At 62.3% G+C, this 11,968-nt stretch carries 11 protein-coding genes and 1 pseudogene; 4 read left to right on the forward strand and 8 right to left on the reverse strand.

Annotated elements, in window-relative coordinates; all coding sequences use genetic code 11:
• Window positions 1–11: 11 nt before the first annotated feature.
• The 8 genes from M6D32_RS10785 to M6D32_RS10820 form a co-directional block, all read right to left on the reverse strand.
• Complete coding sequence (locus tag M6D32_RS10785) at window positions 12–995, reverse strand: quinone oxidoreductase (RefSeq protein WP_298255890.1); 984 nt, start codon at window positions 993–995, stop codon at window positions 12–14.
• 25 nt (window positions 996–1,020) lie between these two features.
• Window positions 1,021–1,755 (reverse strand): cyclase family protein, encoded by a 735-nt coding sequence (locus M6D32_RS10790; protein WP_298255891.1) that lies wholly within the window; start codon window positions 1,753–1,755, stop codon window positions 1,021–1,023.
• A gap of 16 nt (window positions 1,756–1,771) precedes the next feature.
• Window positions 1,772–2,695: an NAD(P)-dependent oxidoreductase gene (locus M6D32_RS10795; RefSeq protein WP_298255892.1), complete on the reverse strand. Its 924-nt coding sequence runs from the start codon at window positions 2,693–2,695 to the stop codon at window positions 1,772–1,774.
• A 176-nt stretch (window positions 2,696–2,871) separates the two neighbouring features.
• A complete protein-coding gene (locus M6D32_RS10800; RefSeq protein WP_298255893.1) occupies window positions 2,872–4,140 on the reverse strand; it encodes an ABC transporter substrate-binding protein in 1,269 nt (422 codons plus the stop codon).
• Between the two features lie 52 nt (window positions 4,141–4,192).
• A complete protein-coding gene (locus M6D32_RS10805) occupies window positions 4,193–4,900 on the reverse strand; it encodes an ABC transporter ATP-binding protein (RefSeq protein ID WP_298255894.1) in 708 nt (235 codons plus the stop codon).
• A complete protein-coding gene (locus tag M6D32_RS10810; RefSeq protein ID WP_298255895.1) occupies window positions 4,878–6,683 on the reverse strand; it encodes an ATP-binding cassette domain-containing protein in 1,806 nt (601 codons plus the stop codon). Before M6D32_RS10810 ends, M6D32_RS10805 begins: the two co-directional genes overlap by 23 nt.
• Window positions 6,683–7,624, reverse strand: coding sequence for a branched-chain amino acid ABC transporter permease (locus M6D32_RS10815; RefSeq protein ID WP_298255896.1), 942 nt, complete (start codon window positions 7,622–7,624; stop codon window positions 6,683–6,685). Before M6D32_RS10815 ends, M6D32_RS10810 begins: the two co-directional genes overlap by 1 nt.
• A gap of 533 nt (window positions 7,625–8,157) precedes the next feature.
• Window positions 8,158–8,745, reverse strand: a complete 588-nt coding sequence (locus M6D32_RS10820; protein WP_298255897.1) for a hypothetical protein — start codon at window positions 8,743–8,745, stop codon at window positions 8,158–8,160.
• 262 nt (window positions 8,746–9,007) lie between these two features.
• On the opposite strand from M6D32_RS10820, the gene M6D32_RS10825 reads away from it, so the two are divergent.
• The 4 genes and pseudogenes from M6D32_RS10825 to M6D32_RS10840 form a co-directional block, all read left to right on the forward strand.
• A complete protein-coding gene (locus M6D32_RS10825) occupies window positions 9,008–9,238 on the forward strand; it encodes a hypothetical protein (RefSeq protein WP_298255898.1) in 231 nt (76 codons plus the stop codon).
• Between the two features lie 316 nt (window positions 9,239–9,554).
• Window positions 9,555–10,811, forward strand: coding sequence for an ABC transporter substrate-binding protein (locus tag M6D32_RS10830; protein ID WP_298255899.1), 1,257 nt, complete (start codon window positions 9,555–9,557; stop codon window positions 10,809–10,811).
• A gap of 83 nt (window positions 10,812–10,894) precedes the next feature.
• Entirely contained in the window at window positions 10,895–11,758 is an 864-nt protein-coding gene (locus M6D32_RS10835; RefSeq protein WP_298255900.1) for a branched-chain amino acid ABC transporter permease, read from the forward strand.
• Window positions 11,758–11,968 (forward strand): annotated as a pseudogene (locus tag M6D32_RS10840) (branched-chain amino acid ABC transporter permease); the annotation flags it as partial. The gene M6D32_RS10835 and the pseudogene M6D32_RS10840, both read left to right, overlap by 1 nt.

Genomic DNA, 11,968 nt, shown 5'->3' on the forward strand with positions numbered 1-11,968 from the left:
CATCGGCGCGCTCACGGAATAAGCAGTGAGGCGCCGGACGTACGCCGGCCTTCGAGGTCGGCATGCGCCTGCGACGCGTCGGCGAGTCGGTAACGCTTGTGGATCGGCACCTTGACCACGCCGTTTCTCATCATCGCGAACAATTCGGCGGCGCGCTCGTCCATCTCCACGTGATCGTGCAGATAGTCGGCGAGCCCGGCATAGGTGACGTAGAGCGAGCCCATGCGGTTGAGCCGCCACAGATCGAACGGCGGAATTATGCCGCCCGCTGAGCCGTAGAACACCGCGAGGCCGCGCCGCTTCAGGCATTGCAGCGATGTTTCGTAGGTGCTGCCGCCGACACCGTCATAGACCACGGGCAGGCCGGCGCCGCCGCTGAGTTCGCGCACGCGCGCCACCACGTCCTCGCGCGTGTAGATGATCGGATCGCTGCAGCCATTGGCCTTGGCCAGTGCGGCTTTTTCCGGCGTGCTCACGGTGCCAACTACCCGTGTGCCGAGATGGCGGGCCCATTGGCAGATGATGAGACCGACGCCGCCGGCGGCTGCCTGGACCAGGATCGTCTCGCCCTGTTTGATCGTGTAAGCGCCGCGGATCAGATACTGCGCCGTCAGGCCTTTCAGGAGGGTCGCGGCGGCGGCCTCATCGTCGATGAAATCCGGCAGCTTGATCAGTCGTGAGGCTGGCATCACTGCGGCTTGTGCATAGGCGCCTGGTGTCGCGGCGGCATAGGCCACGCGATCGCCGGGCCGGAACGCCGTGACACCGTCGCCGATCGCCTCAATCACGCCCGCCGCCTCCATGCCGATCACATGCGGCAGCGAAGGAAGGGGATAGCGGCCGGTGCGGAAATGTATGTCGGTGAAATTGAGTCCGATCGCGGTATGGCGCACGCTCGCTTCGCCGCGGCCGGGCTCACCGACCTCGACCTGTTCGTAGCGCAACTGCTCGGGGCCACCGAGTTGGTGGACGCGTACCGCGTAAACCTTCGTCATGCCCGAATTCCCGACATTCCCTTGTTCAATCGATGACGCGGGCCACAGGGCGCGCCGGCGCGCCGTCGGAGCCGGCTATGTTTAGTCCGAGAAACATGATCTCGGCGCGCTTGCCGGCGAGCGGCGCAAGATTGGTGACGTGTTCTGCAATCAGGACCCCGCGGCTGAGCAGGCTGTAGTGCACCGGAAAAGCGAAATCGGGCGGCCGCAGCGGCGAGGCGAGGTCGGGCGTCGGGCAGTCGATGCCGACAAGTTTTGCGCCTTGCTCGACCAGCCACGCCGCCGCTTCGCCGCTCAGGCAGGCATGCTGCATGTAGCGATCGGTATTGATGTAACGCGAACGCGATGTATCGATCAGCACAATGTCGCCGGGACGCATGCGGGGTGTGGCACGTTCGAGATCGGCGACGTCGATGCTGCCGCTGTCAGCGACGTCGAAATGCCAGACGACGCCGGTCCCGTAGAGGCGGTCGAGCGGTACCTCGTCCATCGTCGGTCCGTCGGCGATGAAATGGCGCGGCGCGTCGATATGTGTGCCGTGGTGCACGACCATGTGCACTTCGGTGACATTGGCGCGGTGGTCCGGAATCCTGCTGATCTGTCGTATGTACGGTTGCGGAAAGGAGGGGATGCGTGACAGTTCCTCGGTGAGCCGATGCGACAGATCAATCCACGGCCCGCCGGCCCCGGAAATCCTCGGCGACGGCAGGTCGAGCCAGCCTTTCCAGCCGGGAGTTTTAGGGGTGTCGGTTTCGCACATGGCGCGCCCTCGCGGTCTATTCCGGTTTGCGGTCAACGGGTCCGGATTCGTTGCCGCCGACGACAACCCCGGCCCAGTCCTCGATCATCTTGATGAGGGCCGTGTAGTCGTCGTTGCCGCGGCCCTGCGTCATGGCGTGAAACCAGAGCTGGACGACGTTGGAGCCGACCCACATCGGCACATTGAGTTCGCGCGCTTCCTCAAGGCAGAGGAAGACGTCCTTGTACATGGTCGAGAGCTTGCCGCCGTAATCGAAGCTGCGCGTGAGCACGGCTGCCGGGAATTTGTCCATGGTCGCACTGTTGCGCCCGGTGCTCGCGTTGACCGTTTCGATCAGCGTGCGCGCATCGACGCCGGCCTTCACCGCCATGGCGGAGCATTCAAAGGCGGCGGCCATGCCGGCCGCCGAGATCATGTTGTTGGCGAGCTTCGTCACCTGAGCGAGGCCCGGCTCTTCGCCGATATAGAACACGTTGCGTGCGACCGTCTCGAGCAGCGGTTTCACCGTTTCGAATGTCGTGCGCACGCCTGCGACCATGGTCGACAAGGTGCCGGCTCGCGCGCCGCGTGGCCCGCCGCTGACAGGTGAATCGAGCACCGCGATACCGGTTTCGGCCAGTCCTTGCGCGATCGCCTTGATTGTCTTCGAGCCGATCGTCGACATCTCGATATAGGCCGCGAGGTCCTTGCACGCGACGATGCCGTCGCTTTCGAGCGCCACCTTGCGGCTGACCTCGGGCGAGGGCAGGCAGGCAAAGGCGACTTCGCCCATCTCTGCGGCTGCGCGAGGTGTCGGCGCGGTGACTGCTCCGAGGGCCACAAGCGGAGCGGTCGCCGCCGGGTCTGGATCGTAGATGTGGAGCGTATGCCCGGCGTCGATCAGCCGTTCGGCCATCGGTGCGCCCATGGCGCCGCAGCCGATGAAGGCGAGGCGCGCCATATCAATCCTCCCACACTTTGCCGGTGGTGGAGGCGGTCTGACCGCCGTTGCTCCAGCCTTCCGCGATCGAACCGGCACCGGCGACGATCGCGGCCTTGCCGTCCAAACGACCCATCTCGTTCATCCACTCCCAGGATTATTCCGAACCGCGCCCGCGTACCCTGGACTAGGTTACATCAGCTCTTCGGCCATTTCGCTTTGGCGGTGGCGCGATCGATCGGATAGATCGTGACGGGAACACCGTTCTGCCACTGCACGATCACGAGCGGCGCGCCGACGCGATGACCGGCGGCGTCGAACTTCACCTTGCCGGGGAAGACCATTGCGGTCGGGCCGCTGTCGAATTCCATTGTATGGATCGCCTCGGCCACCTTGACTTTATCGGCCTTGCCGACTTTCTCCAGCGCGTCCTTGAGGATCCAGACGTGGCCGTAGCCGTCCAGCGATTCCTGGGTCATCCAGGGTTCGCCGGTACGCTTCTTGAACGCGTCGAGGATCTGTTCCTGGCCCTTCAGACCCCAGTTCGCAACGATGAAGATGTAGCCTTCGAGCAGATCCGGCGAGACGTTCTTGAGCACCTCCGGCGCGCCGTTGGCGCCGCCGCTGCCGATCACCGGAACGGCACCCTTGCCGATATGAAACTCGTTCATCTTGTCGAGGCCGAGCTTCAGGTCGGAGATGGTGGTGGTGATGTAGAGCAACATGTCCGGACGGGCCGAGCGTACCCTTTGCATCAGTGTCGTCGCGTCCGCCAAAGGCGGCGTGTACGTCTCGTCGACAACCGCTTTCATGCCGTACTTGTCGAGACCGCCGGGCTCGCGGAGTGGCTTGAGGAAGCTGACTGGCGATGCCGTGTTGTCACCGATCAGACCGATCGTCTTCGGCGCTTTTCCTGTGGCCGATTTGGCCAGATCGATGAGGGTCGGCAGCGACTCGACCGCCTGTACATTCGCTGTCGGCGATGACTGGAAGATATATTTGAAGCCGCGGCTGGTGAGCGAGTCGGCATACGACAAGGTCAGCCACGGGATTTGCGCACGTTCGGTGACCTCGGTGATCGCAAGGGTGAAGGTTGAGAGCCAGGCACCGATACCGCCGACCACGTCGGGATGCTCGGCGACCAGGCGCTGTGCCGCGTTCTTCGCCTTCTCGGCGCTGTCGCCGGCATCGATCGAGATGAGATTGAGCTTGGCCCCGCCCATCGATTTGATGCCGCCCTTTTCGTTGATCTCGGCGATCGCCATTTCGGCACCGAGCTTCACCAGCTGGCCTTGTCGCGCCCAGGGTCCAGACAGCGGCATGATCAACGCGATGTCCACCGGCTTCGGCGTCTGTGCTAGGGCCGCGCCAGTCGGCCACCCGGCAATTCCGGCGGCTGCCACGATCGCTGCGGTCAAACTGATGAGTGGCTTTGCGAGCGATGCGCCGCTAGACGTTCTTGCCATGCCGTTCTCCCTTTTACCTGTGGCCTTAGCCGGCCCTGATGGTTTTGATGATTCACATGCCGAGATAAGCGCGCCGTACCTGCGCGTTCGAAACCAGTGTATCGTGAGGTCCCTCCAGCACCATGTTGCCCGTCTCCAGCACGTAGCCGCGGTCGCAAAGCTCAAGCGCTTCAGCCACGCGCTGTTCGACAAGCAGGATAGTCAAGCCCTGTTCGCGATGGATGAGTTCGACACGGTCGAAGATGGAGTCGACGACCGCAGGTGCGAGCCCCATCGACGGTTCATCCAGCATCAGCAGGTCCGGCGCCGACGCCAGGCCGCGGCCGATCGCCACCATCTGCTGCTCGCCGCCTGAGAGCGTGCCGGCGAGCTGTTCGCGCCGCTCGGCAAGTACCGGGAAGAGTTCGAAAATGGTGGGCAGAAGCTGGTGCCAGCGCGCGCGGCCTTTTTTCGTCAACGCGCCCATCTCCAGGTTCTCCATCACGGTCATGGAGGCAAAGACCTGGCGTCCTTCCGGTACATGGGCGATGCCGAGCATTGCGCGCTCCTCGGCTGGGACTGCGAGCAGATCTTGGCCGCGATAGGTAATCTCGCCCGACAACGGCGCGACGACGCCGGAGATGGTCTTGAACAGGGTCGTCTTGCCGGCGCCGTTCGGGCCGACGACCGCGACAAACTGGCCCTCCTCGACGTCGAGCGAGACGTCGTTCAGGGCCTTGAGGCCGCCATAGGCGACGTTAAGCGACCGTATCTTTAGCACGTTCCATCCACTTCCTGCCGAGATAGGCTTCGATCACCGCCGGGTCCTTGACCACCTTGGACGGCGCGCCGCTGGCGATCAGCTTGCCATGGTCGAGCACGCTGAATTCGTCGACCAGTTTCATCATGGCCTGCATCGTGTGCTCGATGATGGCGATAGTGACGCCATCGCGGTTGATCCGGCGCAGGATCGTCACGATATCGCCGAGCGCGTCATGACCGAGGCCAGCGAGCGTTTCGTCGAGCAACAGCAGCCTGGGGCGCGGCGCCAGCGCCCGCGCCAGCTCCATCAGGCGCAGTTGCTTGGTCGTGAGACCGCCCGCGATCGCGTAGGCCTGCTGATCCGCGAGCCCAACCCGATCGAGCGCTTGCATCGCCAGTCGCTCGGCCTGCGTATCGCTACTGGTGCCGACAGCACCGATCACGACGTTCTCAAGCACCGACATACGGGGGAAAGCGCGAATGACCTGAAACGTCCGTCCGACGCCGAGACGGCAGATGTCATGCGGCCTCAACCCGACCAGTTCGGTGCCGGCGAGTTTGATGCTGCCGCTGTCGGCGCGAAGGAAACCGTTGACGACGTTGAACAGTGTCGTTTTGCCGGCTCCGTTCGGCCCGATGATGCCGTGGATCGAGCCAGTGCGGATGTTCAGATCAACGCCGTCAACCGCCTTGAGTCCGCCGAAGGCGCGGCCCGTGCGGTCGAGACTGAGCAGGACTTCGCCGCTCTCCGCCTGTTTGCGTTCGCCAGGATTCGCCGGAGCGACAGTGGTCGGCTCAGAGATCAATACGGAAACCGGTGCCTTGCCGATGGCCGGTCCCGTTGCGCGCCGCCGCGCGGCGAAATAATCGCGCAGCCGCCAGTAGATGCCTTCCGGCGCGACCAGCGTGATGATGATAATCGCGGCGCCGTACACCACGCCCTGAATGCCTGGCAGGATGCTGCCGAGTTCGGCATTCAGCGTCTCGGCGAGCGGTACGAGAACCGCCGCTCCGATCACCGGACCCCAGAATATGCCGACACCGCCGAACAGTGCCATGATCAGGGCCTGCGCAGACACCAGTGCACCGAACATGGTCTGCGGCGTGACGACGAGAAGCACCATGGCGTAGAGCCCGCCGGCGGCCGCGCCCATGGCGGCGCTGATCATCATCGCCAGCATTTTCCATCGCATCGGATTGATGCCGGCCGCGGATGCAGCTGGCTCATTCTGCTTGATCGCCATCAGGGACATGCCGAACCGCGATCGCTCGATGTGTAGCGCCGCGATCATGCAGAGCACGAGCAGGATGAGCGCCAGTACCATATAGGCCCGCGGATCACTGAACTCGGCATAGCGGAGGGGCGCCTCCCGCATCATCGGGATCGGCACCTCCTGGTAGCCGATCCACTCGAAGACGTAGAGCATGGCGAGCGGATAGGCGAGCATCGCCAGCGCGAAGTAGTGTCCGCGTAGACGAAACGTCGGCACCCCGATGACAATGCCGGCAATGATGCCAACAAGGACACCGGCCGGAATGCCGATCCACGGTGTGATGCCGAAGGTGACGAAAAGGATGGTCATCGTGTAGCCGCCGAGGCCGAAGAAGGCCGCGTGACCGAACGAAATCATGCCGCTGTAGCCGCTCAGCGTGTTCCAGGAGACGCCGACGGTTGCCCAGATCAGCACCAGCGTCATCATCAACTGGTAATAGGAATTGTGCACGAACCAGCCGAGGCAGAGATACGCGGCGGCAAAGAGCAGGATTGCCGCATAGTGTCGGCCGATGGGCGCACGCTTCATCAGGTGCGCTCCCAGACGCGACCGAACATGCCCTGCGGCTTGAAGAACACAATCAGTAGAAACACGACGAAGATCGCCGTATTTTGTAATTGATATGGCAGGATCAGCGTCGACATCTGCTGCACCAGGCCGATGGTCAGCCCGCCCCAGAAGGCGCCGAGGATCGAACCCATGCCGCCGAGCACCACGCCGGCATACATCACGATGACGAAATCGAAGCCGATATAAGGCTGGAACGATTGCGAGCTTGCGATCAGACCACCGGCGATGGCAGTGACGCCAACCCCGAGCGCAAACGCGAAGCGATGGCAGCGGTCGACATTGACGCCGACATAGGCGGCAGCGACCGGATTATCGGCCGCCGCGCGCAGGGATTTGCCCAGAGTTGAACGTGTCAGGAACAGATAAAGACCGAAGGCGGCGACAACGGCGAGAATGAAGGCGACGCCGCGGGCCTGATTGAGAAAGACTTCGCCGATCTCCCAGGACTCGCTGGACAGCGGCGTACGTACCGACAGCGGTACCGAGCCGAACAGGATCAAGCCGCCGTTGGAGAGAATGAGCGCGATGCCGAGCGTCATGATAATCTGGGTGTAATGGCCTTCCGCTTCGGCGGTGACCACGCGGGCGCCGGTTACGCGCGACATCAGGTAGCGATGCACCAGCCAGCCGACGCAAAACACGATCGGTCCCGCCAATGCAGCACCGACGACCGGGCCGGCATAAGGGCCGAGAAAGGCGAGGACGCCGAAACCGGTCACCAGGTAGTAGGTGACGTACATGCCGAGCATCATGAAGTCGCCTTGCGCGAAATTCACCACGCGCATGACGCCAAAGATGATGCCGAGGCCGACGCACATCAGGCCATAGGTGCCACCGACGAGTAAGCCAGCGGCCAGCGCCTGAAAGAAGTCGATGATGTGCCACTCTAGTGCTTCCAAGCGTGCCTCCTTGCAAAACAGGAAGGCTGCCGCCGCGGGGAGCACTCGTGCTGGGTCGGCTGTGTCAAAATGCCGACACTTGCAGCTTGATGTCCGGGAAGACCGAACAGCTGTGCCCGGCCCGGGACGGTGCCCCGATCATCCGTGCGCCGCGCATCGGTGGGTCGCGGTCTGGCGCGACGGGCGGAGAGGAAAATCGGCAGAAAGATCGATAATTTACCAACGCGGCGCGGCGCCACTACGCTGCGTGCCCGAGCCCGGAGCATTCGCGCCATTCTTCCTCCCCAGTGCCTCTTTTGTAATCGAGCCAGGCGCTTTCGACGAGCGCCCATGATCTCGTTGTGTCGACACTTTGGTGCAGGTTACTTTTGCTTTCGTCCGGTCGTCAAGCGTTCGTCAGGCCGCGTGACCGTCGAGGTCAGTGACGTGCAACCCTGGTCTTATGGTGACCAGGGCGGGCCCACGATGAAGCTTGTATCGCTGGTAGCTGATGGCCCGAGAAGACCCGCGATGGGATCTCGAATGGCAGGTGGTTATTTTCTGACCTCAGCCTGCGGCACAGGAAGTTCCGGCGCGGTCGGCTTTACGCAGCTTTCCGAAGCGCCGGCGCCAATCAGCGCGGCAATATTCTCTCTCGTCTGATGGATTCTGGTCATTGAGGACTCGTGGTTTTTGTCCAGTGCGCTTTCAAATGTGTTATCGGCATTCTTTGGGTCGTCACGACGCAAGACGTCGGATGCCCGGGGTCCAAGGTTGTCCGCAGCCCATGTCTCGAGCCTTTTGAAGAAGTCATCGGCTTTTGCCCGGTACACCGGATAGTCCGTGTCATCGTCGAGACGGAGACTCTCCTCAAAGAGTTGATCCGCTTCGGCGTTGAATGCTTTGAGTGTCGGGAGATTTCTGGCGCGGATTGATTGCTGATGATCCTTCCAGACGATGAGGCCCGTCATCGCAACGGCGAGGCCGACGCAAACCGTCAGATAGCTGCGGGACCAAGTGGTTCGAGAGAAATATGCCCACCACACAGCCAACGCCCCGACCATGACAATGCCGGCCGCCAGGGAGAGAGCCCACACGCTGAAGATCTTGTCCCAGCAGGCGACGGTGGTGGAAGATGTCATATTGGCTCGGTATCCAGCCTCTGTCGGCGTACGTTGACTGGCGGCAAACGCTCCGACCCGTTGGCCGGGCCTCGCAGCGAGAGCGGCGACAGGCGAGTTCATACGCCTGGTCGCTTCTTTTGAAGCCCGGAACAGGCATGTCCGCAGTGCGTTCGGAACATGCCCGGCTGCGACGTCCTCAAGTGCCGGCCGTCTCGACTCGGGGATGTTAGCGGAGCTTTTCGCCGCGCAAAGACCGGATCCGGGAATAGAGGCACTCCGCATGAAGCAGGGAGCGACGATCACATACGCGACAGTGATGGTGTCGTTGCTCCACTGGAACAGCACCGTCAGCGTACCGATCGACACCATGCCGGCGAGCGTCATGCAGGCGGGGCGGGAGAACGGCCGTCTCGCCACGCTCGGAGATCGACGCGTCGTCGATGCCTATATCGGGCTTGGCAGCAGCGAGCTTGGCTGGAAGGCGGCTGCCATCCGGAAAGTCCCGTCATAATCGGGTGCGGCGGCGGAAAGGTTACGCTTTTTCAGACATTTATGTTCAGATATTTATGTCGCATCGAGCTTTTCCAGGCTGGCGCGAAGTCTTCCTCGCACTGTAGTCACCAAAATGGGCGCACTCAAATTCCACCATTCCTACCAGCGTCATTTGGCTGCGGGACCCGGCGGCTTGCTAGACGGGCGTAGCATTGCCCCAGCAGTAGGGGCGTGCAATGCTGAAAGCGTCAAGGAAAACAGGGATGTGGAGGATCATGCCGCAATCGGGCCTTCAAGAGCCTGCCGCCGGCGATATCTCCCGGAGGCGATCCAATATGAATGTCAGGCGTATCGTGAGGCTGGTGGTATGTGCGGCCTCGGTTTCCATTCTGCTGGCGGGCAGCGCGTCAGCACAGCAAAAGACGATCAAGATCGGCGCGATCCTGCCGCTCAGCGGCGGCGCCGCGAGTGCCGGCGAGCATACCAAGGCCGCGATCGAGGTCGCGCTCGATATCATCAACAACGCCCATCCTGAATTTGGAAACTTTCCGCTCGCCAAGAACGCAGGCCTTGCTGGCCTCGGCGGCGCCAAGGTCGAGGTGGTTTTCGGCGATAGCCAGGGCAGCCCTGCGACTGGACAGAACCAGACGCTGCGTCTGATCACGGAAGAGAAGGTGGTAGCGGTCACGGGTTCCTATCAATCCGGCGTCACGTTGACGACGAGTGCGATTGCCGAAAAATACGGAATTCCATTCGTCAACGGCGAGTCGGTTGCCGCCAACCTCACCGAGCGCGGCTTCAAATGGTTTTTCCGCACCACGCCGATCGCTTCCGACATTGCGAAAGCCGACTATGACTTCCTGTCCGACATGAAGGCGCAGGGCGTCAAGACCGACAGCGTTGCGATCGTCCATGATACCACCGAATACGGCGTCTCCGTCGCCAACGTCATCACCAACACGTTCAAGGAGAAGGGCAGGGCGATCGCGCTCGATATTCCCTACGCGATCAACGCCACCGACGTGCAGGGCCAGATCTTGCAGCTGAAGGAGAAGAAGCCCGACGTCGTGATCATGATCGCCTACACGACCGACGCCATTCTCTATCAGAAGACAATGCAGGCGCTCGACTACAAGCCGCCGATCCTGATGGCGGACGACTCCGGCTATTCCGATCCGTCCTTCGTCAAGGCGGTCGGCAAGATCTCCCAAGGCGTGCTCAATCGCTCGTCCTGGAGCATTGGTCCAGCCGGTTCGCCCACCGCGCTGATCGCGGAGATGTACAAGAAGAAGACCGGCTACGACATGGACGACACCACGGGCCGCTCGATGCAGGCGTTCTTCGTGCTCTGCGACGCCATCGATCGCGCCGGGTCAACCGAACCTGCCAAAATCCAGGCCGCGCTGAAGGCGACCGATCTGAAACCCGATCAGTTGATGATGGGGTACAAAGGCGTCAAGTTCAACGAAAAGGGACAGAACATCCTGGCTTCGAGCCTCATCATCCAGTTGCAGGACGGTGAGCATTACGTCGCTGTGTGGCCGAAGGGCAGCTCGGACAAGTCGCCGATGCTCCCCTATAAAGGCTGGTAAGATTGTCATGGGAGCGGTGGCGCTGCCGCTCCCACTCTTTTGACGATCGCTGAAATCTGGCGCCCCTGGATACGATCGACGGCATGTCCTCCACGCTTCTTCAGGTGATCGCAGGCGGTCTCTTACTCGGTGCCGTCTACGCGCTGTTTTCCTCCGGCCTCACGCTGGTGTGGGGCATGATGAACATCATCAACTTTGCCCATGGCGACTTCGTCATGATCGGCATGTATGTGGCCTTCGTGGTCTGGACCTTGTTCGGAGCAGGTCCCTGGGTTGGCGCCCCGCTTGCGATGCTGGTGCTGGCAACCCTTGGGGTGGTGGTCTATTTCGCCCTGATCCGCAGTATAATGAAAGGGCCGATGCTGGCCCAAATCCTCGGTACTTTCGGACTGGCGCTGCTCCTGCGCTATTCCGTGTTCTGGTGGTTCGGCGCGAACTTTTCGTCGCTGCCCGAAAACCTCGTCGGCGGCACGCTCGAATTTTGGGGCCTTCACATTCAGGCGTCGCGGCTGCTCGCCGGCATGGTGGCGCTCGCGGTGACGCTCGCCCTGCATTTTCTCCTGACGCGGACCGCCTTAGGCTCGAAAATGCTTGCGGTCGCGGAGGATGACACCGCCGCGCAGCTGATGGGTATTCGCCCCGATACCATGCAGGCGATCGCCTGGGCGATTGCTGCCGGCGCGACCGGCCTTGCGGGTGCGCTGATCGCGACCTTCTTCTATATCGTCCCGACCGTCGGCGAGACCTTGGGCATCGTGGCCTTCGTCACCGTGTCGCTTGGAGGTTTTGGCAGCGTGCTGGGCGCGCTGGTGGCAGGGCTTTTGATCGGTGTTATCGAATCCTTGTCGGCCTACCTGATCGGGGCCGTCTACAAGGACATGGTCGTTTACGCGCTGTTCCTCGGCTTCCTTTGGTTCCGGCCGCAGGGCCTGATGGGCAGGGTGTGATGCGGCGGGCGGCACTCGTTTGGCTTTCCGTCCTCCTCGCGGTCATCATCGCCTATCCGCTGTTGTTCTCGACGCCGTTTCAGCAGCGGCTCGGAGCGCTGGTGCTGCTCTATGCGATCGCCGCCTCGGCCTGGAACATCGTCGGCGGCTATGCCGGTCAGGTGTCGGTCGGCCATGTTGTTTTCTTTGGTTGCGGCGCTTACGCCGCCA

Source organism: Bradyrhizobium sp. (genome assembly GCF_027307225.1).
Lineage (GTDB): Bacteria > Pseudomonadota > Alphaproteobacteria > Rhizobiales > Xanthobacteraceae > Bradyrhizobium.

Bases quoted from the DNA above. Each gene is read 5' to 3' on its own strand.
- M6D32_RS10785 (WP_298255890.1), bottom strand. From the start codon at position 995: ATGACGAAGGTTTACGCGGTACGCGTCCACCAACTCGGTGGCCCCGAG.
- M6D32_RS10790 (WP_298255891.1), bottom strand. From the start codon at position 1,755: ATGTGCGAAACCGACACCCCTAAAACTCCCGGCTGGAAAGGCTGGCTC.
- M6D32_RS10795 (WP_298255892.1), bottom strand. From the start codon at position 2,695: ATGGCGCGCCTCGCCTTCATCGGCTGCGGCGCCATGGGCGCACCGATG.
- M6D32_RS10800 (WP_298255893.1), bottom strand. From the start codon at position 4,140: ATGGCAAGAACGTCTAGCGGCGCATCGCTCGCAAAGCCACTCATCAGT.
- M6D32_RS10810 (WP_298255895.1), bottom strand. From the start codon at position 6,683: ATGAAGCGTGCGCCCATCGGCCGACACTATGCGGCAATCCTGCTCTTT.
- M6D32_RS10820 (WP_298255897.1), bottom strand. From the start codon at position 8,745: ATGACATCTTCCACCACCGTCGCCTGCTGGGACAAGATCTTCAGCGTG.
- M6D32_RS10825 (WP_298255898.1), top strand. From the start codon at position 9,008: ATGAAGCAGGGAGCGACGATCACATACGCGACAGTGATGGTGTCGTTG.
- M6D32_RS10830 (WP_298255899.1), top strand. From the start codon at position 9,555: ATGAATGTCAGGCGTATCGTGAGGCTGGTGGTATGTGCGGCCTCGGTT.
- M6D32_RS10835 (WP_298255900.1), top strand. From the start codon at position 10,895: ATGTCCTCCACGCTTCTTCAGGTGATCGCAGGCGGTCTCTTACTCGGT.